27 protein-coding genes and 1 riboswitch are annotated in these 26,860 nt (G+C 66.0%); of the genes, 9 read left to right on the top strand and 18 right to left on the bottom strand.

Annotated features, from left to right (window positions below):
* Positions 1-171: 171 nt before the first annotated feature.
* From METUNV2_RS0108125 to METUNV2_RS0108110, 3 genes are read left to right on the top strand one after another with little or no spacing between them, the layout of a single operon-like run.
* Positions 172-2,409: a TonB-dependent receptor gene (locus METUNV2_RS0108125; RefSeq protein ID WP_018228977.1), complete on the top strand. Its 2,238-nt coding sequence runs from the start codon at positions 172-174 to the stop codon at positions 2,407-2,409.
* Complete coding sequence (locus tag METUNV2_RS0108120) at positions 2,409-3,092, top strand: Fe2+-dependent dioxygenase (RefSeq protein ID WP_018228976.1); 684 nt, start codon at positions 2,409-2,411, stop codon at positions 3,090-3,092. The genes METUNV2_RS0108125 and METUNV2_RS0108120 overlap by 1 nt, the downstream gene beginning before the upstream one ends.
* A 14-nt stretch (positions 3,093-3,106) precedes the next feature.
* Positions 3,107-4,135 carry an alpha-hydroxy acid oxidase gene (locus tag METUNV2_RS0108110; protein ID WP_036271189.1) on the top strand — a complete coding sequence of 343 codons (1,029 nt, stop codon included), beginning with the start codon at positions 3,107-3,109 and terminating at the stop codon, positions 4,133-4,135.
* Here METUNV2_RS0108110 and METUNV2_RS0108105 read toward each other — a convergent pair.
* From METUNV2_RS0108105 to METUNV2_RS0108090, 4 genes are all read right to left on the bottom strand, one after another.
* Positions 4,113-4,655, bottom strand: coding sequence for a hydrolase (locus METUNV2_RS0108105; RefSeq protein ID WP_018228974.1), 543 nt, complete (start codon positions 4,653-4,655; stop codon positions 4,113-4,115). The two genes, METUNV2_RS0108110 and METUNV2_RS0108105, sit on opposite strands and share 23 nt — an antisense overlap.
* A 68-nt stretch (positions 4,656-4,723) precedes the next feature.
* Positions 4,724-4,993: a hypothetical protein gene (locus METUNV2_RS0108100; protein WP_018228973.1), complete on the bottom strand. Its 270-nt coding sequence runs from the start codon at positions 4,991-4,993 to the stop codon at positions 4,724-4,726.
* On the bottom strand, positions 4,986-5,570 hold the full coding sequence (locus METUNV2_RS0108095; RefSeq protein WP_026187983.1) for an RNA polymerase sigma factor: 585 nt from the start codon (positions 5,568-5,570) through the stop codon (positions 4,986-4,988). Before METUNV2_RS0108095 ends, METUNV2_RS0108100 begins: the two co-directional genes overlap by 8 nt.
* Entirely contained in the window at positions 5,554-5,985 is a 432-nt protein-coding gene (locus METUNV2_RS0108090; RefSeq protein ID WP_018228971.1) for a DUF3106 domain-containing protein, read from the bottom strand. The genes METUNV2_RS0108095 and METUNV2_RS0108090 overlap by 17 nt, the downstream gene beginning before the upstream one ends.
* Positions 5,986-6,158: 173 nt before the next feature.
* Between METUNV2_RS0108090 and METUNV2_RS0108085 the strand changes: the two genes are divergently transcribed.
* On the top strand, positions 6,159-6,509 hold the full coding sequence (locus tag METUNV2_RS0108085; RefSeq protein ID WP_026187982.1) for a hypothetical protein: 351 nt from the start codon (positions 6,159-6,161) through the stop codon (positions 6,507-6,509).
* A 12-nt stretch (positions 6,510-6,521) separates the two neighbouring features.
* Here METUNV2_RS0108085 and METUNV2_RS0108080 read toward each other — a convergent pair whose 3' ends face one another.
* The 3 genes from METUNV2_RS0108080 to thrC form a co-directional block, all read right to left on the bottom strand.
* Positions 6,522-8,813 carry a DUF1631 family protein gene (locus METUNV2_RS0108080; protein ID WP_051081901.1) on the bottom strand — a complete coding sequence of 764 codons (2,292 nt, stop codon included), beginning with the start codon at positions 8,811-8,813 and terminating at the stop codon, positions 6,522-6,524.
* Between the two features lie 85 nt (positions 8,814-8,898).
* Positions 8,899-8,987, bottom strand: a riboswitch (cyclic di-GMP riboswitch).
* A gap of 79 nt (positions 8,988-9,066) precedes the next feature.
* The gene (locus METUNV2_RS0108075; protein WP_232415645.1) at positions 9,067-9,912 is read right to left on the bottom strand and encodes an HDOD domain-containing protein; all 846 of its coding nucleotides are present in this window, start codon (positions 9,910-9,912) and stop codon (positions 9,067-9,069) included.
* Positions 9,913-10,000: 88 nt separating this feature from the next.
* A complete protein-coding gene (thrC, locus tag METUNV2_RS0108070) occupies positions 10,001-11,434 on the bottom strand; it encodes a threonine synthase (RefSeq protein ID WP_018228967.1) in 1,434 nt (477 codons plus the stop codon).
* A 179-nt stretch (positions 11,435-11,613) separates the two neighbouring features.
* Here thrC and METUNV2_RS0108065 point away from each other — a divergent pair, with 179 nt between their 5' ends.
* Positions 11,614-12,789 carry an HPP family protein gene (locus METUNV2_RS0108065; protein WP_018228966.1) on the top strand — a complete coding sequence of 392 codons (1,176 nt, stop codon included), beginning with the start codon at positions 11,614-11,616 and terminating at the stop codon, positions 12,787-12,789.
* A gap of 21 nt (positions 12,790-12,810) precedes the next feature.
* Here METUNV2_RS0108065 and METUNV2_RS0108060 read toward each other — a convergent pair whose 3' ends face one another.
* Genes METUNV2_RS0108060 through METUNV2_RS0108050 form a run of 3 tightly spaced genes read right to left on the bottom strand, consistent with a single transcriptional unit; the run spans position 12,811 to position 15,880 of the window.
* Positions 12,811-14,124, bottom strand: a complete 1,314-nt coding sequence (locus METUNV2_RS0108060; protein WP_018228965.1) for a homoserine dehydrogenase — start codon at positions 14,122-14,124, stop codon at positions 12,811-12,813.
* Positions 14,125-14,160: 36 nt separating this feature from the next.
* On the bottom strand, positions 14,161-14,619 hold the full coding sequence (locus tag METUNV2_RS0108055; protein ID WP_018228964.1) for a GNAT family N-acetyltransferase: 459 nt from the start codon (positions 14,617-14,619) through the stop codon (positions 14,161-14,163).
* Positions 14,609-15,880 (bottom strand): pyridoxal phosphate-dependent aminotransferase, encoded by a 1,272-nt coding sequence (locus tag METUNV2_RS0108050; protein ID WP_018228963.1) that lies wholly within the window; start codon positions 15,878-15,880, stop codon positions 14,609-14,611. The genes METUNV2_RS0108055 and METUNV2_RS0108050 overlap by 11 nt, the downstream gene beginning before the upstream one ends.
* A gap of 188 nt (positions 15,881-16,068) precedes the next feature.
* On the opposite strand from METUNV2_RS0108050, the gene METUNV2_RS0108045 reads away from it, so the two are divergent.
* The 4 genes from METUNV2_RS0108045 to METUNV2_RS0108030 are packed head-to-tail and all read left to right on the top strand — an operon-like array spanning position 16,069 to position 18,925.
* Positions 16,069-16,452, top strand: coding sequence for an Mth938-like domain-containing protein (locus tag METUNV2_RS0108045; RefSeq protein WP_018228962.1), 384 nt, complete (start codon positions 16,069-16,071; stop codon positions 16,450-16,452).
* 48 nt (positions 16,453-16,500) lie between these two features.
* Positions 16,501-16,950 (top strand): peroxiredoxin, encoded by a 450-nt coding sequence (locus tag METUNV2_RS0108040; RefSeq protein WP_018228961.1) that lies wholly within the window; start codon positions 16,501-16,503, stop codon positions 16,948-16,950.
* A 37-nt stretch (positions 16,951-16,987) separates the two neighbouring features.
* Complete coding sequence (locus METUNV2_RS0108035) at positions 16,988-18,442, top strand: PhoH family protein (protein ID WP_018228960.1); 1,455 nt, start codon at positions 16,988-16,990, stop codon at positions 18,440-18,442.
* A 21-nt stretch (positions 18,443-18,463) separates the two neighbouring features.
* On the top strand, positions 18,464-18,925 hold the full coding sequence (locus tag METUNV2_RS0108030) for a MarR family winged helix-turn-helix transcriptional regulator (protein ID WP_018228959.1): 462 nt from the start codon (positions 18,464-18,466) through the stop codon (positions 18,923-18,925).
* A gap of 47 nt (positions 18,926-18,972) precedes the next feature.
* On the opposite strand, the gene METUNV2_RS0108025 is transcribed toward METUNV2_RS0108030, so the two are convergent.
* From METUNV2_RS0108025 to rnr, 8 genes are all read right to left on the bottom strand, one after another.
* Positions 18,973-20,064, bottom strand: coding sequence for a DUF748 domain-containing protein (locus METUNV2_RS0108025; protein WP_018228958.1), 1,092 nt, complete (start codon positions 20,062-20,064; stop codon positions 18,973-18,975).
* Between the two features lie 7 nt (positions 20,065-20,071).
* The gene (gene dnaB / locus METUNV2_RS0108020; RefSeq protein ID WP_018228957.1) at positions 20,072-21,481 is read right to left on the bottom strand and encodes a replicative DNA helicase; all 1,410 of its coding nucleotides are present in this window, start codon (positions 21,479-21,481) and stop codon (positions 20,072-20,074) included.
* Positions 21,482-21,687: 206 nt separating this feature from the next.
* A complete protein-coding gene (rplI, locus tag METUNV2_RS0108015) occupies positions 21,688-22,137 on the bottom strand; it encodes a 50S ribosomal protein L9 (protein WP_026187980.1) in 450 nt (149 codons plus the stop codon).
* A gap of 15 nt (positions 22,138-22,152) precedes the next feature.
* Positions 22,153-22,425, bottom strand: coding sequence for a 30S ribosomal protein S18 (gene rpsR / locus METUNV2_RS0108010; RefSeq protein ID WP_008058994.1), 273 nt, complete (start codon positions 22,423-22,425; stop codon positions 22,153-22,155).
* 32 nt (positions 22,426-22,457) lie between these two features.
* Positions 22,458-22,793 (bottom strand): primosomal replication protein N, encoded by a 336-nt coding sequence (gene priB, locus METUNV2_RS0108005; protein ID WP_018228955.1) that lies wholly within the window; start codon positions 22,791-22,793, stop codon positions 22,458-22,460.
* Entirely contained in the window at positions 22,790-23,176 is a 387-nt protein-coding gene (rpsF, locus tag METUNV2_RS0108000) for a 30S ribosomal protein S6 (protein ID WP_008058992.1), read from the bottom strand. Before rpsF ends, priB begins: the two co-directional genes overlap by 4 nt.
* Positions 23,177-23,308: 132 nt before the next feature.
* Positions 23,309-24,058 carry a 23S rRNA (guanosine(2251)-2'-O)-methyltransferase RlmB gene (gene rlmB, locus METUNV2_RS0107995; protein WP_018228954.1) on the bottom strand — a complete coding sequence of 250 codons (750 nt, stop codon included), beginning with the start codon at positions 24,056-24,058 and terminating at the stop codon, positions 23,309-23,311.
* Positions 24,055-26,853 (bottom strand): ribonuclease R, encoded by a 2,799-nt coding sequence (gene rnr / locus METUNV2_RS0107990; RefSeq protein ID WP_018228953.1) that lies wholly within the window; start codon positions 26,851-26,853, stop codon positions 24,055-24,057. The genes rlmB and rnr overlap by 4 nt, the downstream gene beginning before the upstream one ends.
* Between the last annotated feature and the right edge of the window lie 7 nt (positions 26,854-26,860).

The following is a 26,860-nucleotide window of genomic DNA, read 5'->3' as shown; positions in this document are numbered from 1 at the left end:
CCGGTGCGCTTTCGCACGCCCTGTCGTGCAGTCGAAGCACTTCAAAACCTCAATTGAGATCGATTCTTGTTTTTGTTGCCATTCGTTTTCAATGTGTTTACATTGCGCGCTAACAAATCGGGGCGTCAGCGCTCATCGCACTCAGACACAGAGGGAAAGGGCAACAAGGGAATGGACATCCGAACGCGTCGTCACCACCAGAGCGTCCGCTCGCACGACGGATCGCTGCGTCCGATCGGCGCAGCCATGATGACGGCGGGGCTGTGCATGCCCGCACTGGCCGAACAGCCGGCGGCGGTCCCTGTCCTGCCCGAGGTGGTCATCCAGGGTGCCGCACCGGCGCCGTACAAGCCGGAGGTGCTGAGCAGCCCGAAAAGGCCTCAGGCGATCCAGGACATTCCGCAGACCATACAGGTCGTGTCCGAAGAGCTGATGGACGACCAGGGCACCCGGACCTTGCGCGATGCGCTGCGCAACGTGACCGGCATCAGCTTCCAGGCGGGCGAAGGCAATCCGCCGTCCGGTGACCAGCTGAAGATCCGCGGCTTTTCAGCGCGCGACGACATCCTGGTCGACGGCGTGCGTGACGCGGGCGTGTTCTTCCGCGATCCGTTCAATACCGAGCGCATCGAAGTCAGCAAAGGCCCCGCATCGGCTTTTGCGGGCCGTGGATCGACCGGTGGCACCATCAACCAGGTATCCAAGCTGCCCACGCTGAAACAGAAGCGCGAAATCGAGGCTGGCCTGGGCACCGACAGCCTGTTCCGCCTGGCCGCCGACATCAACCAGCCGATCGAGGGGCTGAATGGCGCCGCCTTCCGGCTCAACCTGATGTCTCACCAGGCCGATCAGCCCGGTCGCGACCATGTGGAGAACCGGCGCTTCGGCATCGCTCCTTCGCTGTCATTCGGTCTCGGCACACCCACCCGCATCAATCTGAGCTACCTCTATACGCGGCAGGACAACCGGCCGGATTCCGGCCTGCCCAACGCGCGAAACTTCAGCCTGCGCAATTCGGGCTTCGGCGGCGGCGTCGCGCCGGTACGCTATTCGAACTACTACGGTCATTCCACCGACTACCAGGATCTGGAAGCCCATCAGGCAAGTTTCCGCATCGAACACGACTTCAATGACCGGGTGAGCATCCGCAACCAGCTGCGTTACGGCTACACGCACAACGACGCGATCTTCTCCTCGCCCCGCTTTTCGCCCGGCAACATCACGACCATCACGCCCGCCACGCTGGCGGTCGGCAACCAGAAGCCGCGGGATCAGACCACCGACATCCTGATCAATCAGACCGATCTCACGTTCCGCTTCCAGACCGGTTCGATCCGGCACCATCTGGTGACCGGATTTGAACTGTCCCGTGAGGACAACGAGAACAGGCGTCGGCTCGATGCGAACGGCCCGGTCACCAATCTGTTCAACCCGCAACTGCGTGCGGCGGCCCGCATTCCGTACAACGGCACGCGTGCGCAGCTCGACCTGGAAACGACCGCGCTGTACCTGAGTGACATCATCACGCTGACGCCGCAGTGGGACATCAACGCCGGTGTCCGCTGGGACCGCGTGAAAACCACGGTGCGCGCACTCAATGACGGCAGCGTGCCGGCCTACAGTCAGTACCTGTCGCGCACCGACCGGGAAATGTCCGGCAACCTCGGCGTGGTCTATCGCCCGGTGCCGGCGCTGAGCCTGTATGCGGGCTACGGCAGCTCGTTCGACCCGAGTGGCCGCGCGGACATCGTGCAGCTGGCGGGCGGTAACAACAACCTGCCGGTCACCCCCGAAGCCTTCAACCTGAAACCTGAGCGCACCCGCAGCTACGAGGTCGGTGCGAAGTGGACTGCACTGGAAGATGCGCTGCTCATCCAGACCGCACTGTTCCGCACCGAGAAATTCAACGGTCGCACGCCGGGCCTGCCGGGTGAGCCGCCGGTGGTGCTGCAGGGCGTGCAGGAAGTACAGGGCTTCGAACTGTCGGCGAGCGGACGCGTAATGAACCGGCTGAACCTGTTCGCCGGCTACACGCTGCAGGACAGCGAGGTCAGCCAGTCCAACAATCCGCTCGAACGTGGACAGACGCTGGACAACACGCCGCGCCACAGCTTCAGCGGCTGGGCCACCTATCAGCTGACCGAGGCGCTGAGCGTGGGCGGCGGCGCGCAGTACGTCGATACCCGCAAAGCCATCATCCGCAGCAGCGCCACCGGTGATCTGGTCACCACGGTCGACGACTACTGGGTGTTCGACGCGGTTGCGCTGTATCAAGTGAGCAAGGATCTCAAGCTGCGCCTGAACGTGTATAACCTGCTCGACAAGAAATACATCTTCGAACTGTCCAGCGGCCAGAGCATTCCGGGTGCAGCCCGCTCGGCCGTGCTGACCGCGATTTACGCCTTCTGATGCTGATCACGATAGACGACCTGCTTGCCCGCGACGAGATCGCCACCCTCCGCCAGCTGCTCGACCGCACCGGCTGGGCCAGCGGCGGCCTCACCGCAGGCACGCAGGCCGCTGTCGTGAAAAACAACGAACAGGTGCCGGAAGGTGCACCGCTGCTGCCCGAACTGAGGCAGCGCGTGCTGGCGGCACTCAACCGGCAGCCCCTGTTCTTCAGCGCCGCGCTGCCGGCCAAGATCCTGCCGCCCTTCTTCAACCGCTATTCCGGCACCAGTAACCGCTACGGCCAGCACATCGACAACGCGATGCGCGCGATGCCGGACGGCAGCGGCTATGTACGCGCCGACCTGTCGGCCACGCTCTTCCTGTCCGAGCCGGATGAATACGAGGGCGGCGAGCTGGTAATCGAAGACACTTTCGGTCGTCACAGCGTCAAGCTGCCGGCCGGCAGCCTGGTGCTCTATCCGTCGTCGTCGGTGCATGAAGTGACGCCGGTCACCCGTGGTGCGCGCATCGCCTGTTTCATGTTCATCCAGAGCATGGTGCGCGACGCCGAACAGCGGCGCCTGCTGTTCGACCTCGACATGGAACTGCTGGCGCTGCGCCAGCAGCTTGGCGAAACCGCCTCCATGGTCAAGCTGACCGGCATCTATCACAACCTGCTGCGCCGCTGGGGTAACGCCTGAACGCCCCGGCCGCCCTGCAGCCATCGATCGTCGCCTACCGCGAACGGGCGCGCGAACTGCTGCTGCCCGAGGTCTGGCACTACCTCGACGGCGGCCGTGACACGCCGGCTGGCCGCGCAAACCGGGCTGCGCTCGATGCGCATCCGCTGCTGCCTCGGCCGCTGGCCGACGTGCGCGGCGGTCACACCCGGCTCGAACTGTTCGGCGAAACCCTGGGCCACCCGCTGCTGCTGGCCCCGATCGCCTACCACCGCCTGCAGCACCCGGACGGCGAGTCCGCCTGCGCGATGGCCGCCGCAGCGCAGGACGGCCAGATGGTGGTGAGCACGCTGGCCAGCCAGTCACTGGAACAGATCGCGCGCGCAGCCGAGAAGCCGCTGTGGTTCCAGCTTTACTGGCAAGGCAGCCGCGAACGCACTGCCCGTCTGCTGGAACGCGCGCTGGCCGCCGGCTACCGCTGCATCGTGTTTACGGTGGACGCGCCGGTCAAGCTGGCCACGTCGCCGCTGCCGGCCGACGTACGTCCGGTCAATATCGAGCCACCAGCGCAGCGCCGGCTGCAGCCGGATCAGAGCGAGGTGTTCGACGGCTGGATGGCGGAGGCGCCCGGATGGGACGATCTGGCCTGGCTGCGCGAGCGGGTGCCGGTGCCTCTGCTGATCAAAGGGGTGCTGCACGCCGGCGACGCGGCGCGCGCGGTCGATCTGGGCTGCGATGGTGTGGTGGTAAGCAACCACGGCGGCCGGGTGCTGGACAGCGCACCGGCGGCGCTGAGTCGGCTGTCATCGGTGATCGCCGCAGTCGGCGGCCGGGTACCGGTGCTGTTTGACAGTGGCATCGACAGCGGCGCCGACGCCTTCCGTGCGCTGTCGCTGGGTGCCCACGCGGTGCTGGTCGGGCGGCCCTATCTGTGGGGACTGGCGGCGGCCGGTGCGCTCGGCGTCGCCCATGTGATCCGGCTGCTGCGGGACGAACTGGAAATGTGCATGGCGCTGTGCGGCTGCGCCACGCTGGCCGACATCAGCGCAGATAGGTACGGCTGATTTCGCGGAATTCCTCGGAACCGGCTGCCCCCAGCCACTCGAACGCCACCATTTCGCGCGACACCACAATGACACCCTGCTGGCGCAGGCGCTCCAGCGCCAGCCCGCGGTTAGACGGATCGCGCGAGGCGATGCAGTCGGCTACCACGAACACCTGACGGCCCGAGGCCTGAAGATCGAGCGAGGTCTGCATGACGCAGATGTGCGATTCGATGCCGCACACGATGACCTGCGGCCGGTCGGCGTCGAGCAAGGGCTTCAGGCAGCCGTCGGCGACGCAGGAAAAATGCATCTTGGGCACGATGAATTCTGCCGGAATGAGGTCGCGCAAGGTCTGCACCGTCGGCCCCAGCCCTTTCGGATACTGTTCGCTGACCAGCACCGGCACCGACAGCCGCTGAGCGATCTTCACCATCCACACCACGTTGTCGAGCAGGCGGTCGGCGTCGTCCATCGCGGGCAGCAGCCGCTCCTGCATGTCGATCAGCAGCAGCGACGAACGGTGGCGGTCTATCAGCATCGGGCACTCCACGAAAAGGGCAGCGGCGCAGCGTATCAGGCCGGCCCTGCGGTGAAAACCGGTACAGGTCAAAGAACCAGCATGGTGGCGATCGACAGTTCGTCGAGCCGGGCCAGTTCTTCCGCCTCCTGCCAGGCGCGGTATTCCGATACACCCGCCACCACCGCGATCAGCAGCAGCGAAAAAGCCAGTCCGGCTGCCCATGGCATACGACGTACGGCGCCGTCGCGCGCCCGCGGCGCGCCGGCCGCCAGCCGCGCCTGCAGCCGCTCGGCGGACGGTGCCGGCAGGCTGCACAGCGCCCGCCTCAGATCATCGTCGGAAAACCGTTCATTCATCGTCATTCTCCCCGGACAGCAGCATCCTGAGTCGCGCCCGCGCGCGGAACAGCAACTGGTGGGCCGCATTCTCGGCAATGCCGAGCTCGCGCGCGATGGCAGCCACATCGTACTCCTGCCACGCCCACATCATCAGCGCGGCACGCTGCCGCGCCGGCAGCTGCGCCAGCGCGCGGTGCAGCGCGCCCTCGCGCGCAGCCGCCTGCCAGTGCTGTTCCGGCGTCGGCCTGTCGTCCGCCAGCGCGTCCAGCTCAGCCTCGTCCGCCTGCGGACGACTGCGGCGGAAGCGGTCCATGCACAGATTGCGCACGATGCCGAGGAACCAGGTCGACAGCTGCGCCCTGCCCTCGAATCCGTCGCCGTGCTGCCACAGCCGGCAGAACGCTTCCTGCACCACGTCGTCGCTGTCCGCCGCATGGCCGGTGAGCCGCCAGGCCAGCGCATGCGCCTGCGGCAGCAGGCGTTTGATCAGCAGATCGCTGGCGACCTTTTCGCCGGCACGCGCACGGCGCAGCAAAGCGGCATCACTGCGCCAGCTTTCAGGCCACAGGGCCAGACGCTCAGTGCTCCAGTTCACGCTTCAGGCGCCGGCGTTCTTCGGGCGACATGCGCTCCAGCATTTCCCGCCGCTCGCGCAGCAATGCGCGGCGTTCGTCCGCCGACAGCGACTGCACGTAGGCGCGGCGTTCCGCGCGCAGCCGCTCGCGGTCCTGATCATTCATCGACTTCCAGTCCTCGCGCAGACGCTCGCCGATCTCGCGCCGCTGTTCCGGCGGCAGCGAAGACATGCGCTCACGCAGACGCTCGCGGAACTGGCGCCGCTGTTCCGGCGAGGCCGATTTCAGCCGCTCACGCAGCGCACGCGCCTCAGTTTCGCGCTGGGCCGGCGGCAATGCACTCCAGACGGCCGGATCGGGCACCGGCGGCACTTCGGCTCGGGCAAGACCGGCCATCAGCAACAACAGAACGGGCAGCAGACGCAGGGAAGGCATTCGGATCATCCGGCGGGCGATGGCAGATAGACGCAGCAGAAGGCGTTCTCTTACGGAGGCGGCTGCGGTCTTACATCCGCTTACAGCGGCGTGGCGTAAGGGCGCCAGGGCAACTGCGTCTGACGGTCACAGGCGCTGCATCCCGCAGCGTCCCTCTCGTGGAGAACACGTTCATGAACACGCATTCCGCCCGCCTTTCCGCCCTGATGGTCAGCGCCCTGCTGTGCACCGGCAGCGTATGGGCACAGTCCGCCACCACCCCGTCCGAGCGCATGGAACACCGCATCGACGCGCGTCAGGCGCGACAGGAACAGCGTATCGACCGGGGCGTGCAGAGCGGCCAGCTCACCCGGCACGAGACCGCGCGGCTGGAACATCAGCAGGCGCACATCGACCGCGTCGAAGACCGCGCGCTGGCCGACGGCAGTCTGAACCGCCACGAGGCGCGTCACATGGAAAAGATGCAGGACCGGGCGAAGCGCGACATCCGCCGCCAGAAGCACGACCGCCAGCACGCGCAGTGACGGTGGCCGGCGTCAGCCGGCAACGGGTTCGCGCGGCTGGGCCAGCGCCTGGCTCACCGCGCGCTCGAACATGGTCGCATCCTCGACCACGCGGGCGTCGCCGCGCGCCAGCTGCAGCGCCAGCGCGTCCGGCGCGATCGAGGTGGCGCGCGCCGAATTCGGATTGGTGAACAGATAGATGCCGCGCTGCGGGCTGACCCAGTTCAGCCGCATGCGCACGAACTGCCCGTCCGGCTGGCGGAACTCCACCCAGTCGCCGCGCTTCAGATCAGCTACCCGGTCTGATTCAGCCAGATCGAGATGCGCCGGCAGGTTCAGCGAAATGTCCTCGAACTCGAGACCGTCCTGCTCGACGTGCTCGGTCACCACCTCGGGTGCCGGCACCGCATCGTTGGCCGAACCTTCGCCCGGCACCCACTGCGTCACCGGCGGCGGCGCAGCCGGCGCCGTACCCGGCTTGATCCACTGCGCGTGCAGGTCGAACAGACCGTTGAGCATCAACAGCTTGTCGGCGGGATGCGCCTCGGCACTGTCGAAACCCTGGTTCAGCCGGCGCAGCAGACCGGGCAGCGCCTGCACCAGCTTGCGCCGCTCTTCCGGATCGCTCTTGGGCTGCACGCTCCAGATCAGTTCGTCTGCGGTTACCAGCGCCTGCCGGTAATCCACATCGGCGTCATCACCGCGCTCGGCCAGCGCACGCAGCAGCCGGCGCCAGACACCATCGAGCAGATTCTGGACGACTGCCGGCAGCGGCGTGCGCAGACGGTCATCGAGTGCGTCGTCGGCCGCACGTCGGGCGTCGTCGCGGCGCAGGCGTTCCTGCTCCCGCTCTTCGGCCAGGCGGGCCGCACTTTCGGCGCGCAGGGTTTCTTCCGCTTCCAGGCCGGTGATGAAGGCTTCGAGGTCGGCATTGCAGGCCTCGAACAGGCTCATGTCGCGTTCGAAGTCGCGCAGGATGCGATCGACGATTTCCGCCAGTTTCAGGTACAGCGGGTCATCGTGACCGACATCGCGGCCCCAGCGCAGCATGGACTGGGAAATCAGGTCGAGCAGGCGGCGGGCCGGATGCGCCTTGCTGGAGAAGAAACTGCGGTCCAGCATGGCCACCTTGACCAGCGGAATCTGCAGTCGGCCGACCAGCGCCTTGATCGGGTCGGCGATGTTGGCGTCGTCAAAGATGAGGTCGAACAGCATCGCGACGATGTCGACCGTGATCGCATCGAACTGGCCCAGATGACGGCCAAGGTCGGAAGTACGGAAATCGCGCAGTACATTGGCCGGCACGCCGAGCGCAGGCATGACCGGCGTGAGGTCGGCTTCCGACTGCAGCGCAGTCAGCGCTTCGAACACGAAGGGTGAAGCCGGCGTCAGCGCAGCGGCACCGGCGGTCGGCGGCAACCCCTGGGCCGCCAGCTGCCCCTGCACCAGCTGGGCCAGCATCGCGTAGACATCGCCGTCACCGTCGAAACCAGCTTGCGACGCCTCGGCAAAGCCTTGATGTACCGAGCCGGTTCCGAAACCCTGGATCGCCGACACGGTACCGAAATCCGGCTGCGGCAGACCGCGTTGCTCCATGCCAACCGGCGCGACAGACGCATCTCGCGGACGCACGGCAGCCGCCGGTGAACGGCGGAAACCGCGGCGCAGGCCGGGCAGTACGTTCTGCCTGACCAGCCGGCCATTCAGTTCCTGGTACAGCCGCGACAGTTCGCCGGAAATGTGCTGTTCCAGCGATTGCAGCAGCACCAGCCGCATCTGCACGCCCGGATCGACTTCCTCGCAGGCGGCGCGCAAGGCGTTGGCAACCGCTTCGGTGCCGACCGGATTGTCGGCATCGGTGGGATCCTGCTTGCCGAGCAGGCTGCCCAGGCGCTGTTCGACGCCGTACAGGTCCTCGTCGCAATGTTCCTTCAGTTTGCGGGTGATTTCGCTGACCGCGATGTCCTGGGTCAGATCGTCTTCCTCGACCAGACTCAGTTCGTCCAGCGACTTGGGCATCGCGCCACCGGCAGCCTTCAGCGGCTCGCCGCGCACGCGCGCGTCGAAGTAACGGGTGAGATTGTCGATGAAGGCCTGTTCGATGCCCGCCCAGTTCTCGCGGGCCTTGCCGCAGGCGAACATGTAGAGATTGCGCTGGTCGCGATCGAGTTCTGCCTCGGCACGCGCGACCAGATCTTCCTCGATGCGCGACAGCATGCCGTGCAAGGACTCGCGCAGCCGGCGCAACGCGAAATCGCGGCAGTCATTGATCACCCGACCGCGGTCGGGTGACAGATTGGGAGGCGTGGGTGAAGCTGCGCTCATTATTTACCTTTGACGTCGCGCGAAGGCGACCGTTCAAGGCCGACACCGGGGCATGGTGGTCTGAGCGCGACGTGCGGCGCAGTATAGCGGCGGCCCCGCTGTCATGGGGTGTTGTCACCCGTTAGACCGGAAACTTTGCGTCGCCGTCTTTCGACGGGTTTGCCCTGGTTCAGCTGTGATCGGACTTCACCGCCTGTAACGGCCGTCCAAGCAGGAAACTTGAGGCCGGCTGCAGCGGCACTGATACGCTTGATCAGACCTGCAGCGTGGCGATGATGGAATCGATCTCTTCCTGCGACTCCGCCACCACCGCCTGCAGTGTTTCGTTGTCAATTTCCGCAGTCACGGTTTCGGTGATCACCGCCTCGTTCTCCGGAGAAGTGACGCTGAACGGATTCGGGAAGGCCGCCATGCTTTCGGCCAGGAAGATGACGTCAGCCAGCGTGCGTGGCGGCACCACCGGGCCTTCGATCGACGGATCGTCGACTGCGTCGACGATCTGCGCCGGCACCTTCAGCGACTCCAGCACGGCACGCCCGACGCTGCGGCTGAAACTGAACATGAGGCCGCTCAGTTCCTGCTCGCGCTGCAGCAAGGCGGGGAAGGCGGCAGCACGGGCCAGCAGATAGAACTGGCCGATTTCATGCACCACGCCGGCAAACATCGCTGCGTCGGCATTCAGTCGTGACAGCCGGCGCGCGATGACGTAGCTGAGCGCGGACACATGGATGGTGTGCTGCCACAGATCATGGGTCAGCACGCGCAACCGCTCGTCGGCACGCGCATCGACCATCTGGCGCACGATGAGCGACATGGTGAGCATGCGGATCGGCTCGGTGCCGACCCGGTTCACCGCGGTGCGCACATCGGTGATTTCGTTGCCGCTGCGGTTGTAAGCCACCGAATTCGCCAGCCGCAGCGCCTTCGCACTCAGCACCGGCTCGGCACCGACGAGGCGTGACACCTCGTTGATGTTGATGTCCGGATTTTCGAGCGCCTGACGGATGCGCAACGAAACATCGATGCTGGTCGGGAAGACGATATCCCCCGACTCCAGTTCGGCCGACAGCCTTTGCAGAGCTTCTAGCGATGCATTCACCGGCTCACCCATTCTTGATCTCACAGGTCGACAATTCGGATGTCCGGTTAACGGCAGACAGGAGGCCGCCTTGAGCGGCGGCCTCGGCTCAGTCCGCGTGCCGCGCGATGAAGGCCTTCATCGCGGCCACATCGGCATCCATCACTTCGAAACGCTGCGGCAGCGCTTCCAGGCTTTCCATGCCGGCCGGGCGCACCGGTTCACGTCCCAGCGCCTCCACCACGGTTTCCGAGAACTTGGCCGGCAGCGCGGTTTCGAGCACGATCATCGGCACACCGGCTTCGCGCCGCTCCAGCGCCACCTTCAGGCCGTCGGCGGTATGGGTGTCGATCGCCCGGCCCCAACGCTGCTGCGCCAGCCGCATGGTGTCGACACGATGGGCGTGACTGCTGGCCCCGGACTGGAAACCGTAGTCGGACGCCACCTTGCCGAACAGCCCGGTATCCGACAGATCGAACGAACGGCCGCGGTCCACCTCACCCCACAGCGCGCGCACCCGGTCGGCGTCGCGGCCGGTCAGGTCGTAGATGAAGCGCTCAAAGTTGCTCGCCTTCGAAATGTCCATCGACGGGCTGGTGGTGTGCAGCGTTTCAGCGGTCGCGCGCGGGCGGTACACGCCGGTGCGGAAGAACTCGTCCAGCACGTCGTTCTCATTGGTGGCCACCACGAGATGACGGATCGGCAGGCCCATCATGCGGGCGATGTGGCCAGCGCAGACGTTGCCGAAATTGCCGGACGGCACGGTAAAGCTCACCTGCTCGTCATTGCTCTTCGTAGCCGCGAAGTAGCCCTTGAAGTAGTACACGACCTGGGCCGACACGCGCGCCCAGTTGATCGAATTGACCGTGCCGATGCGGTACTTGGCCTTGAAGTCGAGATCATTCGACACCGCCTTCACCATGTCCTGGCAGTCGTCGAACACGCCGCGCACCGCGATGTTGAAAATGTTCGGATCCTGCAGGCTGAACATCTGCGCGGTCTGGAAGCGGCTCATCTTCTGGTGCGGACTCAGCATGAACACGCGGATGCCGCGCTTGCCACGCATCGCGTACTCCGCGCTGGAACCGGTGTCGCCCGAGGTGGCGCCGAAAATGTTCAGCTCGGCGCCGGTCTTGGCCAGCGCGTACTCGAACAGATTGCCGAGCAGCTGCATCGCCATGTCCTTGAACGCCAGCGTCGGGCCGTTGGACAGTTCCAGCAGGTGCAGATCGGATTCCAGCGTGTACAGCGGCGTGATGTCGCGCGCGTCCGAGCCGGATACGGTGTTGCGATACACCTCCGGCGTGTAGGTGCGGTCGATCAGCGCCTTCAGATCGTCAGCCGGAATATCGTCGGCGAAGCGCGACAGGACGGCGAACGCGAGCTGGCGATAGTCCATGCCGCGCATCGCATCGAGGTCGGCGCGCGAGAAGATCGGGTACTGCACCGGCATGGCCAGGCCGCCATCTTCCATCAGGCCGCCCAGCAGGATTTCGGTGAAGCGCTTCTGCGGCGCCTGGCCGCGGGTCGAGAGGTAGTGCATCGCGTCGTGCTTTGGAGCTGTTCGTTCAGGGATGGACGGCGCCCGGCCGTCGTGCAGGGGCAACAATTTAGCACAGCGCCCATCCGGACCCGTCGCCGGCGGTCCGGTGGTTATGTCGGCATGTGCGCACCGCGACGGTGCGTGTGACTAAACTGCGGAGTTTTGCTCTCCCCTGCCCAATGACCGGTCTGCCTGAACTGTTGCGGCGCCACCTGGTGTCCGATGCGCCGCCGCTGTCGCGCGCCGAACGCTGGCGCAGCACGCTGGCGGGCTTTCTCGGCCTGCTGCTGTTCGAAGGCGTGCTGTTCGTGCTGCCGCTGGGGCCGGAGGAAAAGCGCATCCTGGCACCGCTGGGCGCCACCTCGGTCATCCTGTTCGCCCTGCCTCACAGCCCGCTGGCCCAGCCCTGGTCGGTGATCGGCGGTCTGATGCTGGCCGCCCCGCTGGGCTACGCCTGCGGCCTGTGGCTGCCGGCCGGCCCCTGGGTGATGGCGGCAGCGCTCGCAGCGTCGATCTGGCTGACCGCCTGGGCGCGCTGCATCCACCCGCCGGCCGGCGCGATGGCGCTGACGATGGCGATGGCAGCCGCGCAGGGCGCGCCCTTCGGCCCGGCCATGTGGGCGGTGTTCGCCAACACGCTGGCCATCATGGTCGCGGTGATGGTGGTGAACAACATGATTCCCGGCCGTCACTATCCGCAGGGCACGCCGCCCGCGGTACAGAAGCAGCGCGCGCATGTGGTGCCGCCGGCACTGACCCACAAGGACATGTCAGCCGCGCTGCACGAGATCGACGGCTTTCTCGACGTGCGCGAGGACGATCTGGTCGATCTGTACGAACGCACGCTGCGCCATGCTTTCAAGCGCATGCACCGGTTGCGCTGCGCCGACGTGCTGGATACTTCGCAGCCGGCCCCGGCGCTTGAGTTCGCCACGCCGCTCAGCGACGCCTGGCTGCTGATGCGTCGCCTGCGGGTGGACGCGCTGCCGGTCATCGACCGCAGCCGGCGGGTGATCGGCCTGCTGGCGCTGGAGGATTTCCTGCACGCGGTGTCACCCGAAGCCGGACGCAGTCTGGGCGAATCGGTGAAGCAATTGCTGACGCGCTCGCCGGACACGCATTCCGAACGGGCCGAGGTGGTGGGACAGATGATGCGCGAAGCGCGCGCCGGCCTGAAAGTGGCCCGGCTGCACGACAGTCTGGCCGAAGTGGCGGAGGCGTTGAGCGCCGGTCATCAGCCTGCGGTGCCGGTGGTCAATGGCGCACACCGGCTGGTGGGCATGCTGGACCGCGGCGACATGGTCGCCGCGCTCTACCACCGGATGCAGATCGAGGATGCGATGCGGGCCGGCTGACGCCAGCCCGTTGCCGGCCGATCAGCCGTTCAGTTCTTCCAGACGCAGGCGGGTGACCGCACCCACGGTGCTGTCCAGCCCCTCGATGCGGGCGATCGCCGCATCGACCTGCTTTTCGCGGGTGACGTGGGTCAGCATGATGATGTTGGCCTGCTGCTCGCCTTCCGACGGTTCCTTCTGCAGCATGGCGTCGATGCTGATGCCCTGGTCGGCCAGGATGCGCGTGATGTCGGCCAGCACGCCCGGCCTGTCCTGCACGCGCAGGCGCAGGTAGTAGGCGCTCTCGACTTCGCTGATCGGCAGGATGGGCGTGTCCGACAGCTGATCGGCGCGGAACGCGAGATGCGGCACGCGGTGTTCCGGGTCGGCGGTGTGCAGGCGGGTCACGTCGACCAGGTCGGCGATGACCGCGCTGGCGGTCGGTTCTGCACCGGCGCCACGGCCGTAGTACAGCGTGGCACCCACTGCATCGCCCTTCACCACCACCGCGTTCATCACGCCTTCGACGTTGGCGATCAGGCGCTTGGACGGGATCAGCGTCGGGTGCACGCGCAGTTCGAAACCGTCGGCCTTGCGCTTGGTGATACCCAGCAGCTTGATGCGGTAGCCCAGTTCCTCGGCGTAACGGATGTCATCCGCCGTCAGCTTGGTGATGCCTTCGATGTGAGCGCGATCGAACTGCACCGGAATACCGAAGGCCAGCGCCGACAGCAGCGTGATCTTGTGCGCGGCATCCACGCCTTCGATGTCGAAGGTGGGGTCGGCTTCGGCATAGCCCAGGCGCTGGGCGTCGGCCAGGGCGTCGGCAAAGGTGAGGCCCTTGTCGCGCATTTCCGACAGGATGTAATTGGTGGTGCCGTTGATGATGCCGGCGATCCAGTCGATGCGGTTGGCGGTCAGGCCTTCGCGCACCGCCTTGATGATGGGAATGCCACCGGCGACGGCGGCTTCGAACGCCACCATGACGCCCTTGGCCTGCGCCGCGGCGAAGATTTCCTGGCCATGCACCGCGAGCAGCGCCTTGTTGGCGGTCACCACGTGCTTGCCGTTGGCGATCGCTTCCAGCACCAGTTGCTTGGCCACGGTGTAGCCGCCGATCAGTTCGACCACGATGTCGATGCTGGGGTCGCGCACCACTTCGAAGGCGTCACCGGTCACCTTGACCGCACCGCCGGTCAGCGACGTCGCGCGCTCGGTGTCGCGGTCGGCAACGGCGGTGATCTGGATCGGGCGGCCGGCACGGCGGGTAATCTCTTCCTGGTTGCGGGTGAGCACCGTCCAGGTGCCGCCGCCGACGGTGCCGATGCCGAGCAGGCCTACGTTGATGGGTTTCATGCTGTCCCTCGTTCTTTGATGGGTGGGGCCGGCCGCTCAGGCCAGATCCCGCGAAAAATGAAAACAGGCGATGTGCATGCCTTCGCGATGGTAGAAGCGGTGCGCATCGATGCGGTGGGTGCCGGAATCCAGCCGCAGCCGGGTCGCGCCACGCGCCTTCGCTTCGGCGGCCAGCCAGTCCAGCAGCGTCTTGCCGACGCCGAGCGAACGGGCAGCCGGCGCGGTCACCAGGTCATCCACATAGAAGAACACGCCGCAGGCGGTGTTGCGATAGCTGCGGAATACGGTGATGCCCAGCACTTCGTCGCCCGCGGCGGCCACCGCGATTTCGCCGCCGTCCGCCACGATGCCCTGCATGGTGGCCGCGTAGTCGGCGGGCAGGTCCGGACGCAGCGCGCGATGCACCGCCTCGGCCTTCGCCAGCCAGCCTGCTTCGATCACCGCGCGGCCGGTGGCCACGCGATGCACGGTGAGCGCCGGACGATCAGGTGCCATGACGCTTGCGGTAGCCGTCGAGGAAGCGCGCAACACGGCCGATGGCGTCGCGCAGATCGTCCTCGTGCGGCAGGAACACGACGCGGAAGTGGTCCGGGCGCGGCCAGTTGAAGCCGGTGCCCTGTACCAGCAGCACGCGCTGCTCTTCCAGCAGTTCGAGAATGAAGCGCTGGTCGTCCTCGATCGGGTAGATCTTGGGGTCGAGCCTGGGGAACAGGTAGAGCGAGGCGCGCGGCTTGACGCAGCTCACGCCCGGAATGTCGGTCAGCAGTTCCCACGCCACGTCGCGCTGGCGGGCCAGGCGGCCGCCCGGCTTCACCAGGTCGTTGATGGTCTGGTAGCCGCCCAGCGCGGTCTGGATCGCGAACTGGCCCGGCACGTTGGAGCACAGACGCATCGACGCCAGCATGTTCAGGCCGTCGATGTAGTCGCGCGCATGCCGCTTGTCGCCGGACACCACCATCCAGCCGGCACGGTAGCCGCAGGCACGGTAGTTCTTCGACAGGCCGTTGAAGGTGACGAACAGCAGATCGTCGGCCAGCGAGGCGATCGAGGTGTGGGTTGCGCCGTCGTACAGGGTCTTGTCGTAGATTTCGTCGGCGAACACGATGAGCTTGTGCTCGCGGGCGATCTGCACCAGATCGCGCAGCAGGTCGTCCGAATACAGCGCGCCGGTCGGGTTGTTCGGGTTGATGATGACAATGGCGCGGGTGGCCGGCGTGATCTTGGCGCGGATGTCGGCCAGATCCGGCATCCAGTCGGCGCCTTCGTCACAGATGTAGTGGCGCGCCGTACCGCCGGCCAGCGTGACCGCGGCGGTCCACAGCGGGTAATCGGGCGCCGGCACCAGCACTTCGTCGCCGGTGTTGAGCAGGCCCTGCATCGCCATCACGATGAGTTCGGACGCACCGTTGCCGATGAAGATGTCGTCCACGCCCACGCCCTGTATGCGCTTCTCCTGGCAGTACTGCATGATGGCCTTGCGCGGCGCGAACAGGCCGCGCGAATCGGTATAGCCGGCAGCATCGGGCAGATTGCGGATCACGTCCTGCACGATCTCTTCCGGCGCGTCGAAGCCGAAAGGCGCCAGATTGCCGATGTTGAGCTTGATGATGCGGTGGCCGTCCTCTTCCATCTGGCGGGCGCGCGCGAGCACGGGGCCGCGGATGTCGTAACAGACGTTGGCGAGCTTGGAGGACTTGGTGACCGGCGGATGCACGATGGCGGACTCTGAAGACACGTTGGATGCGGTGCGGGACATGAGCGCTTTCTGAAGTCCCGGCGACGGCACCGGATACGCGCCGCCACCCGGGCAGCCTTGCCCGCGGACGAAAAAGGTATGATTGTATGCGACCGCCGGAGGCAGGGCAAAACCGTAGCCGCCGGTGTACCCAACCACCTCCGGACACACCGGCCTGCCGCCGGCGCCCGACACTGCCAACGCCCCCTGTGAAGCTGCATCAGACGCCCCGCCCGACCATTCCCCTGATCACCGGTTTCGGTGATGGCTACCTGCAGATCGGCGAGCGCCGCGTCACCCGCAGCGTGTTCATCGCGCCCGGCATCCTGCGCGAAGACTGGGGGCGCAGCGCGCTGGCCCAGCTCACCGCCGACGATTTCGCCGAGATCGCGGCCCTGCAGGTGCAGATCCTGCTGCTGGGCACCGGCCCGACCCAGCAGTTTCCGCATCCATCACTGCTGCGTCCGCTGATCGATGCCGGCATCGGTGTCGAGGTGATGGACACGCGGGCCGCCGCCCGCACCTACAACATTCTTGTCGCGGAAGGCCGCGCGGTCGCGGCCGCCCTGCTCCTTCCCGACGCGGCGCCCTGACCGACCGTCCGGACGCCGTCCCCCACGCATCGAGCACGGAGACACCCGATGAGCGACACCCGGATCGAAGACTTCACCCTGCCTTCCACCGGCGGCGACTTCACGCTGTCGGCCGCCACCCGGCCGCTGGTGATCTACTTCTACCCGAAGGACAGCACCCCCGGCTGCACCACCGAAAGCGCCGCCTTCCGCGATCTGAACGCCGAGTTCACGGCAGCCGGCGCCACCGTGGTCGGCATTTCGCGCGACAGCCTCAAGTCACACCAGAACTTCAAGGCCAAGCTCGAACTGCCTTTCGAACTGCTGTCGGACCCGGACGAAACCGCGTGCGCGCTGTTCGGCGTCATGAAAATGAAGAATATGTACGGCAAACAGGTGCGCGGTGTGGAACGTAGCACTTTCGTCATAGGTGCCGACAACCGTATCCTGCGCGAATGGCGCGGCGTGAAGGTGCCGGGCCATGCGGAAGAAGTGCTTGCCTTCATCCGCACGCTCTGACTTTCCAACGGCGAATCCAACCCAGATTTCACGACACATGGCCACCCGACGCCCCGCCGCAGCACCCGCCCGCCGCTCCCGCAAGTCCGCCCCGCCCACCAAGCTGTTCGTGCTCGACACCAATGTGCTGATGCACGACCCGACGTCGCTGTTCCGCTTCGAGGAGCACGACATCTTCGTGCCCATCATGACGCTCGAGGAACTGGACAACAACAAGAAGGGCATGACCGAGGTGGCGCGCAACGCGCGCCAGGCCAGCCGCCTGCTGGACGAGATCGTCAGTGGCGACGAGGAGCGCATCGCTGAGGGCATTCCGCTGGCGGCTGCGTCCAGCGATCTGGCCAGCGGCCACCTGCTGCTGCAGACCGAGGCGATCAACGGCACGCTGCCGACCGCGCTGCCCACCGCCAAGGCGGACAACCAGATCATCGCGGTGGTGATGCACCTGAGCCAGCGCCATCCGGGCCGGCAGGTCATCCTGGTGTCGAAGGACATCAATATGCGCATCAAGGCCCGCGCGCTCGGGCTGCACGCGCAGGACTACTTCAACGACAAGGTGCTGGAAGACACCGACATGCTCTACACCGGCACGCGCGAGCTGCCGGACGGCTTCTGGGAAGAGCATGGCGGCAACCTCGAATCGTGGAAGGAGAACGGCCGCACGCTGTACCGGGTCAAGGGCCCGCTGTGCCCCGACCTGCTGATCAACGAATTCGTGTTCAAGGAAGCCGGCCCGAAACAGGACAAGGCCTTCCACGCCTGGGTGCGCGAACGCAACGGCAAGACTGCGGTGCTGGAAACGCTGATCGATTTCAGCCACCACAAGAATTCGGTCTGGGGCATCACCGCGCGCAATCGCGAACAGAATTTCGCGCTGAACCTGCTGATGAATCCGGAGGTGGATTTCGTCACCCTGCTCGGCCAGGCCGGCACCGGCAAGACGCTGCTGACGCTGGCGGCGGGCCTCACCCAGGTGCTGGAAACCAAGCTCTACAGCGAAATCATCATGACCCGGGTGACCGTGCCGGTGGGCGAGGACATCGGCTTCCTGCCGGGCACCGAAGAAGAAAAGATGACACCCTGGATGGGCGCACTGGAAGACAACCTGGACGTGCTGAACAAGACCGATGACCCGAACGGCTCCGGCGAATGGGGCCGCGCCGCGACGCTGGACCTCATCCGCAGCCGGATCAAGGTGAAGTCGCTCAATTTCATGCGCGGCCGTACCTTCCTGAACAAGTTCCTCATCATCGACGAGGCGCAGAACCTGACGCCCAAGCAGATGAAGACGCTGATCACCCGCGCCGGCCCCGGCACCAAGGTGGTCTGTCTCGGTAACATCGCGCAGATCGACACGCCCTACCTGACCGAAGGCAGCTCGGGTCTGACCTACGTGGTCGACCGCTTCAAGGGCTGGCCGCACAGCGGGCATGTCACGCTGCAACGCGGCGAACGTTCGCGTCTGGCCGACCACGCGGCCGAAGTGCTCTGACTATAAACGGGGGATATCCGGATGACCTTCATCGACCCGATGCTGCTGGACCAGCAGCTGTGTTTCGCGCTGTACGCCGCGTCACACGCGATCACGCGCTGTTACGCGCACGGACTGAAGTCGATCGGGCTCACTTATCCGCAGTATCTGGTGATGCTGGTGCTATGGCAGGAAGACAATCTTTCGCTGAAGGCGCTGGCCGAGCGGCTGGATCTGGATTCGCCCACCCTCACCCCGCTGCTCAAGCGCCTGGAAGCCAGCGGCTATCTGACCCGTTCCCGCAACCGCATGGACGAGAGGGCGCTGGAAATACGGCTCACCGATGCCGGCCGGGCACTGCGCGAGCGGGCGGAGGAAGTGCACGCCGAAGTGGCCCGACAGTCGGGGCTGCCGGCAGACGCGGTGGCCCGCATGCGGGCCGAGCTGCAGAAACTCAGTTCCCAGCTGAAAACCGGCCCGCTGGACGTGCTGAAACAGGGCTGAGCCGGATTCCGGATTCGGACGCTCCCTGCTGATTGCCGGACGTTCGCTCAGTCACCGAACAGCCGGCCCACCGCCTCGCCCACACCTTTCACCGCCGATGCGCCGGCACTGCCTACACCGCGCACCAGCCCGCCCAGACTGACACCCAGCGATTCGGCGACACCGCTGGCCATGCGCGTCGCCAAGCCCTCGTTCAGCGAGAACGACGGGTCGTCGAGCCGGCCTTCCAGCGTGAAATCGGCGCTGATGCGGCCATCGCGGTCCTTCATCAGACCGACCACCGCCGCCCGTGGCATGCCCATGAAGGTGTTGCCGGAGGCCAGCTCCAGCCCGGTCAGCGTGAGCCGGCCCGGCGCATGCAGACGCCCGTCCTTCACCACCGGGCTCAGATCGAGATCCATCATGCCGCGCTTCACCCCGGTTTCCGCCGCCTGTATCAGGTAGGGCTGGAACGCGACCAGATCTGCGCCGCGCAGCGCGAACTTCAATTTCATGTCGCGGGTGGACGGTTGCAGCGAGCCCTCCAGTGAAAAGCGGCCGTTCTCGCGTGGCCCTCTCACCGTGCCCTCGACCTGCAGCTGCGCCTCGCTGGCCAGCGCCGGCAGGTCCAGCGGCCCCAGATCCGCGCTCACCGCCTCGAACGCCAGGCGATGCGGCGTGCGGCGCACGCTGGCATCAAAAAAATCGAGCGCCGCGTCACGCAATTCGATCTGCTCGATATGGATGTCGGGCAAGGGGGTGGTGGCCTCGTCGGCCGGCCGGCCGATCAGCGCCGGCAGCACCTGCAGCGCCCCCTGTCGGGTACGCAGCATGGACAGATAGCCGCCTTCGACCGTGATGCGCGCGATGCGCACCCGGGCGGACAGCAGATCGCGCAGCTGCGGCACCACCACCACCCGCTCCGCCCGCAGCTCGTCCTCGGCCGGCCAGGCCGACGGACCTTCACGCTCGGCGCGTATGCGCAGGCCGTGCAGCACCACCGCGTCCAGCCCGACTTCGATCTGCCCGACTTCGCCACGCGGTCCGAGCGCCGCCTGCACCTGATCGCTCAGCAGATGCAGGCCATACTGGAAGGCCCCGGCCAGTACTGCCGCAAGCACGATCAGCATGACGGCCAGACGGGGCAGCCAGCGCTTCACGGTGACCTCAGTAGGAGCCGGGACGGGCGGCGTTCACGAACTTGGTGTGTTCGCCCTGGAAGCCGAGCACCACGGTACCGGTCGGGCCGTTACGGTGCTTGCCGATGATGATTTCGGCCAGCCCCTTGTCCTGGGTGTCCGGGTTGTACACCTCGTCGCGGTAGATGAACATGATGATGTCCGCATCCTGTTCGATGGCGCCGGATTCGCGCAGGTCACTCATGACCGGGCGCTTGTTCGGTCTCTGCTCCAGCGCGCGATTCAGCTGCGACAACGCGATGATGGGCACGTGCAGCTCCTTGGCCAGCGATTTGATGGAGCGGGAAATTTCCGAAATTTCCGAAGTGCGGTTCTCGCCTTCGCGCGTGCCCGACATCAGCTGCAGATAGTCGATCACGATCAGGCCGAGCTTGCCGCACTGTCGGTACAGCCGGCGCGCGCGGGCGCGCAGGTCGGTCGGATTGATGCCACCGGTTTCGTCGATGTGAATGGGCGCCTCGTGCAGCTTGCCCAGCGCCATGGTGAGCCGCCCCCAGTCATCGTCGGTCAGACGGCCGGTACGCAGCCGCCCCTGGTCGATACGCGCCACCGAGGACACGAAACGCATGGCCAGCTGGGTGGCCGGCATTTCCAGCGAAAAGATGGCGACCGGCAGGCCCAGCTCGACCGCGACGTTCTCGGCGATGTTCAGCGCGAAGGTGGTCTTGCCCATGGCTGGACGGCCGGCCACGATGATCATGTCACCGCCCTGCAGGCCAGCGGTCTTTGCGTCGAGATCGGCGTAGCCGGACGGCACGCCGGTCACGTCCGACGGATCATCGCGGTCGTACAGTTCCTGAATACGGTTCACCACCTCGACCAGCACAGGCTGGATGGCGACGAAGCCGCTGGAGCCGGACGAGCCGGCTTCGGCAATCTCGAAAATCTTGGACTCGGCCTCGTCCAGCAGCACCTTGGCGTCGCGGCCACGCGGGCTGAGCGCGCTGGCGGCGATCTCGTCACCGACGCTCACCAGCTTGCGCAGGATGGCCCGCTCACGAATGATTTCCGCGTAACGGCGGATGTTCGCGGCCGACGGCGTGTTGTTGGCGATTTCGCCCAGATAGGCCAGACCGCCGGTGTGCTCGGCTTCGTCCGCCCGTTCTATCGATTCATAGACGGTGACCACGTCGGCCGGCTTGCCGGTTTCGATCAGCCGGGCGATATGGCGAAAGATGCGGCGATGGTCGTCGCGATAGAAATCGGCTTCGTTCACCTGGTCGCCAACGCGGTCCCAGGTGCTGTTGTCCAGCAGCAGGCCGCCGATCAGCGACTGTTCCGCCTCGATCGAATGCGGCGGCAGCTTCAGCGCCGCGATCTGGCGATCGGGTGCGGGCGCGGCATCCTGCCCGCCGGGTGGGTTACGCACGGTACTCATGGTGTCCTGTTCATGCCGGCTGGGCGCCGGAAGCAATCCTGCAATCTAGCCGCCCGTCCGCTGCGGGACAACTGGACAAGCTGTGGAAAAGCTGTGGGATTCCTGTGGGTGGATGACCGGATGGCTCCCGCCCGGGCACATCACCGGCCGTCAACGAAAAAGGCCACCCGAAGGTGGCCTTCCGATCGTTGCCCGAAGGCCGCCGATCAATGCTCGCCGATCACCGAAACGGTGACGTTGGCGATCACGTCCGAGTGCAGCGCGATCTCGAACTGGGCATCGCCCACCGCCTTCAGCGGGCCGTCCGGCATGCGGACCATGGCCTTGTCCACCGCGAAACCCTGAGCAACCAGCGCTTCAGCGATGTCGGCGGTCGACACCGAGCCAAACAGGCGGCCATCAACACCCGACTTGCGGGTGATCTGGGCGGTGAAGCCTTCCAGCTTCTCGGCGACCGTCTTGGCAGCGGCCAGACGTTCGGCGGCAGCCTTTTCCAGTTCGGCGCGGCGGGCTTCGAAAACCGCCAGATTTTCCGGGGTGACGCGCTTGGCGCGGCCGGTCGGGATCAGGAAGTTGCGGGCGTAACCGTCACGCACCTTCACCACATCGCCCAGATCGCCGAGCTTGGCGACCTTGTCCATCAGGATTACTTGCATGGTCGTCTCCCTCGATTACTGGTGCAGGTCGGTGTAAGGCATCAGGGCCAGGAAGCGAGCGCGCTTGATGGCGGTCGACAGCTGACGCTGGTAGCCGGCGCGGGTGCCGGTCAGGCGGGCCGGCATGATCTTGCCGTTTTCGGAGATGAAGTCCTTCAGGATTTCAACGTCCTTGTAATCGATCTCTTCGATCTTCTCGGCGCTGAAGCGGCAGAACTTGCGGCGCTTGAACATGCTGCGCGAGCCGCGATCGTCCTTCTTCTTGCCATTCTTCGGTCTGAAAGCCATGGTGGTTTCCTTCCACTGTTGCGACGCCGGGCTCAGCTGCCCGAGGTCACGAATTCGATACTGTTTATGTGCATGACGCCCTGCCTGCTTTTCGCACTGCGGGCGGCCATGAATCCTTGCGCGATCAACGACGTTCCGAGCGGGGCCTGTGCGAGCAGCCTTGCCAGATCTCCCAGCAGCACGAAATCGGTTTCAAACCTGACTTCGCGTGGCGCACCGTTTTCGATCTGCTGCGAGAAGTGCTCAAGGCATCCACGCAGAATCGGCACGCCGGCCGGGGTCTGTCTCAGTGCATCGCGCTCGATCAGCGTGGCGGCCAGCGTGAAGCTGTTGGTCGCCGGGCTGGTCGCGCCCTGCCCTTCGGTCAAGCTGCCGGCTGTTCCGCGGCCGGGGCAGCGGCTTCAGCAGCCGGTGCCAGCAGCGAACGCGACTTCTCTTCCTTCATCATCGGCGACGGCGTGACGACAGCCTTGCGCATCTTGATGGTGAGGTGGCGGAGAACGGCGTCATTGAACTTGAAGGCGTGCTCGAGTTCGGCCAGCGTTTCGCCGTCGCACTCGATGTTCATCAGCACGTAGTGAGCCTTGTGCACCTTCTGGATCGGGTAGGCCAGCTGACGGCGACCCCAGTCTTCCAGACGGTGGATGCTGCCGTTACGGCCGGTGACCAGCGTACGGTAGCGCTCGACCATGGCGGGCACTTGCTCGCTCTGGTCCGGATGGACGATGAAAACCACTTCGTAATGTCGCATGTAATCTCCTTGCGGTTCAGTGCCGGACAAACACGAGCCTGTCCGGCGGTTACACCTCCCGGCATGCGAATCCGGTGAGGCAAGGTAAGCTCACGAGTATAGCGTGCGGGCCCTGGTTCTTACAAGCCGTGCTCAGCCCGCCCGTGCGGTGCGCTGCCGCCGTGCCTCGAACAGGCAGACGCCGCTGGCCACCGACACGTTCAGGCTTTCGACCGTGCCGTGCATCGGGATGGACGCCAGCACATCGACGGTTTCGCGCGTGAGCCGGCGCATGCCGTCACCTTCGGCGCCCAGCACCCAGGCCACCGCGCCGGACTGATCCAGCGCATACATGGACTGGTCGGCCTCGCCGGCGGCACCGACGGTGAGGATGTCGCGCTCCTTCATCTCGCGCAGGCTGCGCGCCAGATTGGTCACCGTGACATAGGGCACGGTGTCGGCCGCACCGCTGGCCACCTTGATCGCGGTCGCGTTCAGGCCGACCGCACGGTCGCGCGGCGCCACCACCGCGTGCGCACCGGCGGCGTCCGCCACCCGCAGGCAGGCGCCAAGGTTGTGCGGATCCTGAATGCCGTCAAGCACCAGCAGCAGCGGCGGCTCGGACAGCGTATCGAGCACGTCGTCCAGCGACCGGTAGGGAATCTGCGCCAGCACGCGCGCCACGACGCCCTGGTGACGGGCGGCGCCGCCAGCCAGACCGTCGAGCCGGGCCGGCTCCATCTGCACCCACTTGACGCCCGCCGCCTCGACCGCGCGTATCAGGTCGCGCATGCGACCGTCCTGACGCGCGGTGGAAATGAACACTTCCTTCACCGCGTCCGGCGCGTGACGCACCTTGGCGGTCACCGCGTGAAAACCGAAGATGTAGCGGGTATCGCTCATTCGCGGATTCTCCGCTTCGGAGCGGCGGTCTTCGCGCTGCGCGAGGGGGTCGGTTTGGCGGTCGTTTTCTTCGCCGGCGCTTTTTTCACTGCAGTCTTCTTTCCTGTGCTCTTGCCCGGCGCGCTTTTCTTCGCGGCGGTCTTTCCGGCTGCACCCTTCCCGGCCAGGATCTTCGTGGCCGGAGCGGTCTTCGCAGCCCCGTTGTTCGCGACCTCGCTCTTCGCTGCGCCACTCGTGGCCGGACTTTTCTTGCCCGCACCCTTTGCGTTCGCAGCCTTCTTTGAAGACGTCTTTTTCGCGGCCGCCTTCTTTGCCTTCACCGGGGCGGGCGCCGAAGCCTTACCGCCGGTCCGGCCAGCGGAGGCCTTACCTCGGCTGCGGGGCGCCGCATCACCGTCATCCGCCCGGTCCGCCTTGCGGCCTGAGGTCGATGCAGCCTGATCCGGCGCAGCCGCCTTCTTCGCGGGGCGCGCATTGTCTTCGAAAGACGAGGTGCGCGCAGCCTCCGCCGTCACGCGACGGCGGGAGGCAGGCCCGGTCGGCCCTGCCTTGGGCTTGAGCAGCGCAGCCTGCGGGATGCGGCCGAAATCGCGTTCGCCACCGCCAGCGAGACGGAAGTCGATGCGCGTGTTGTCCAGATCGACCCGCACCACCTGGATGCGGATGCGATCGGCCAGACGGTAGATGCGGCCACTGCGCTCGCCGACCAGCCGGTGCTTGCCTTCGTCGTGGTGGAAATAGTCGGCACCCAGATCCGATATGTGCACCAGACCTTCGATGAACACGTCATCGAGCGCAACGAACAGCCCGAACGGCACCACTGCCGACACGCTGCCTTCGAATTCCTCGCCGACGCGGTCCTGCATGAAGTAGCACTTCAGCCAGCTGGTGACGTCACGGCTGGCCTCGTCAGCACGCCGCTCGGTGGTCGAGCAGTGCAGGCCGATGTCCGACCAGTCGCCCGGTTCGTACTTCTTCTTCGCCAGCACCGCCTTGATCGCGCGATGCACCAGCAGGTCGGGGTAGCGGCGGATCGGTGACGTGAAGTGGGTGTAGGCCTCATACGCCAGACCGAAGTGGCCGACGTTGTCCGGACTGTAGATGGCCTGGCGCAGCGAGCGCAGCATGACGGTCTGCAGCAGCTGGCGGTCCGGCCGGTCGCCGATGAGCTCAAGCAGCGCGGCGTAATCCTTGGCGTGCGGTTTGTCGCCACCGCCGAGCTGGAAGCCGAACTCGCCGAGGAAGGCACGCAGCTTCTGCAGGCGGTCCTCGCTCGGGCCTTCATGCACCCGGTACAGCGTGGGCTGGCCGTTCTCCTCCAGGAAGCGCGACGCGCAGACGTTGGCCGCCAGCATGCATTCCTCGATCAGCCGGTGCGCGTCATTGCGCGCATACGGCACGATGCGCTCGATCTTGCCGGCGTCGTTGAACAGCATCTGCGTCTCGACCGTTTCGAAGTCGATCGCACCGCGCTTGGCCCGTGCCTTGGCGAAGGCGCGGAACACCGCGTCCAGCGCCTCCAGACGCGGCAGCAGCGGCTTGAGCCGCTTGCGCGCGTCGGCGTCCTTGTCGTAAATCGCCGCGGCGACTTCGGTGTAGGTCAGACGCGCCTTCGAGTTCATCACCGCGGCGTAGAAGCGGTAGCGCTGGATCACGCCGGCCGCCGACACGTCCATGTCGCACACCATGCACAGGCGATCGACTTCCGGGTTCAGCGAACACAGGCCGTTGGACAGCTTTTCCGGCAGCATCGGGATCACCCGGCGCGGGAAGTACACCGAGTTGCCGCGCTCGAAGGCCTCCTCATCCAGCGCGGTGCCCGGCTTCACGTAGTGACTGACGTCGGCGATCGCCACCACCAGCCGGAAACCCCTGCCCTGCTTCTCGCAATACACCGCGTCGTCGAAATCCTTCGCGGTTTCGCCGTCGATGGTGACCAGCGGCAGTTCGCGCAGATCGACGCGGCCGGCGTGGTCCTTCTCGCGCACTTCGTCCGGCAGCCGCTTGGTGGCGGCCAAGACCCTGGGCGAGAACTCGTGCGGCATGTCGTGCTTGCGCAGCGCGATCTCGATCTCCATGCCGGAGTCGCCGTAGTTGCCCAGCACCTCGACCACGCGGCCGATGGGCGGCGTATAGCGGGTCGGCTGTTCGATCAGTTCCACCTCGACCACCGCACCGGCGGTGGCCTTGGGCGCCCGCTTCCCCTTCTCGGGCGCGGCCAGCACGATCTGCTGGCGGATGCGGCGGTTCTCGGCGATGCAGAACTGCACGCCGTGCTCCTCGACAACGCGCGCGATCAGCCGGGTATTGGCGCGCTCGGTCACCTCCACCACCTTGCCTTCAGGACGGCCGCGGCGATCAGTGCCGCTGATGCGCACCAGCACGCGGTCGCCGTGCAGCACGCTGCGCATTTCCTGCGCGCTCAGAAAGATGTCCTTGCGATCGGCCTTGGCACCTGGCGGCGTCCTGTCGTCACCGACGATGACGAAGCCGAAGCCGTCCGGGTGACCATCGACCCGGCCCGCGATCAGGTCGGCCTTGTCGGGAATGATGTAGGCGTCGCGCCGGTTGCGCATCAGCTGCGCCTCGCGCTCCATCGCGGCCAGACGGCGCACGAAGTAGTCGCGCTCGTGCGGCTCGATGTCGAGCGCATGAACCAGCTCGTCCGCAGTCATCGGAACCGCTGCCTGTTCAAGCACTTGCACGATGTACTCGCGGCTCGGCAGCGGGTTTTCATAGCGTGCGGTTTCACGCTCAAAGAAGGGATCCGCACGGCGAATCTTGCTCGGTTTCACTTTTTTC

This window comes from Methyloversatilis universalis EHg5, from assembly GCF_000378945.1.
GTDB classification, from domain to species: domain Bacteria; phylum Pseudomonadota; class Gammaproteobacteria; order Burkholderiales; family Rhodocyclaceae; genus Methyloversatilis; species Methyloversatilis universalis_A.
Note: the sequence above shows the minus strand (reverse complement) of the source record. Positions and strands in the feature narration are given on the sequence as shown.

Excerpts from the sequence above, each read along its gene's own strand:
- METUNV2_RS0108125 (WP_018228977.1), top strand. The coding sequence starts at position 172 with ATGGACATCCGAACGCGTCGTCACCACCAGAGCGTCCGCTCGCACGAC.
- METUNV2_RS0108035 (WP_018228960.1), top strand. The coding sequence starts at position 16,988 with ATGGCCACCCGACGCCCCGCCGCAGCACCCGCCCGCCGCTCCCGCAAG.
- METUNV2_RS0108055 (WP_018228964.1), bottom strand. The coding sequence starts at position 14,619 with ATGGCACCTGATCGTCCGGCGCTCACCGTGCATCGCGTGGCCACCGGC.
- METUNV2_RS0108090 (WP_018228971.1), bottom strand. The coding sequence starts at position 5,985 with ATGCCTTCCCTGCGTCTGCTGCCCGTTCTGTTGTTGCTGATGGCCGGT.
- rlmB (WP_018228954.1), bottom strand. The coding sequence starts at position 24,058 with ATGAGCGATACCCGCTACATCTTCGGTTTTCACGCGGTGACCGCCAAG.
- METUNV2_RS0108060 (WP_018228965.1), bottom strand. The coding sequence starts at position 14,124 with ATGAAACCCATCAACGTAGGCCTGCTCGGCATCGGCACCGTCGGCGGC.
- METUNV2_RS0108105 (WP_018228974.1), bottom strand. The coding sequence starts at position 4,655 with ATGCTGATAGACCGCCACCGTTCGTCGCTGCTGCTGATCGACATGCAG.
- METUNV2_RS0108085 (WP_026187982.1), top strand. The coding sequence starts at position 6,159 with ATGAACACGCATTCCGCCCGCCTTTCCGCCCTGATGGTCAGCGCCCTG.
- rplI (WP_026187980.1), bottom strand. The coding sequence starts at position 22,137 with ATGCAAGTAATCCTGATGGACAAGGTCGCCAAGCTCGGCGATCTGGGC.
- METUNV2_RS0108080 (WP_051081901.1), bottom strand. The coding sequence starts at position 8,813 with ATGAGCGCAGCTTCACCCACGCCTCCCAATCTGTCACCCGACCGCGGT.
- rpsF (WP_008058992.1), bottom strand. The coding sequence starts at position 23,176 with ATGCGACATTACGAAGTGGTTTTCATCGTCCATCCGGACCAGAGCGAG.
- METUNV2_RS0108040 (WP_018228961.1), top strand. The coding sequence starts at position 16,501 with ATGAGCGACACCCGGATCGAAGACTTCACCCTGCCTTCCACCGGCGGC.
- METUNV2_RS0108065 (WP_018228966.1), top strand. The coding sequence starts at position 11,614 with ATGACCGGTCTGCCTGAACTGTTGCGGCGCCACCTGGTGTCCGATGCG.
- METUNV2_RS0108030 (WP_018228959.1), top strand. The coding sequence starts at position 18,464 with ATGACCTTCATCGACCCGATGCTGCTGGACCAGCAGCTGTGTTTCGCG.
- rpsR (WP_008058994.1), bottom strand. The coding sequence starts at position 22,425 with ATGGCTTTCAGACCGAAGAATGGCAAGAAGAAGGACGATCGCGGCTCG.
- dnaB (WP_018228957.1), bottom strand. The coding sequence starts at position 21,481 with ATGAGTACCGTGCGTAACCCACCCGGCGGGCAGGATGCCGCGCCCGCA.
- METUNV2_RS0108050 (WP_018228963.1), bottom strand. The coding sequence starts at position 15,880 with ATGTCCCGCACCGCATCCAACGTGTCTTCAGAGTCCGCCATCGTGCAT.
- METUNV2_RS0108120 (WP_018228976.1), top strand. The coding sequence starts at position 2,409 with ATGCTGATCACGATAGACGACCTGCTTGCCCGCGACGAGATCGCCACC.
- thrC (WP_018228967.1), bottom strand. The coding sequence starts at position 11,434 with ATGCACTACCTCTCGACCCGCGGCCAGGCGCCGCAGAAGCGCTTCACC.
- METUNV2_RS0108100 (WP_018228973.1), bottom strand. The coding sequence starts at position 4,993 with ATGAATGAACGGTTTTCCGACGATGATCTGAGGCGGGCGCTGTGCAGC.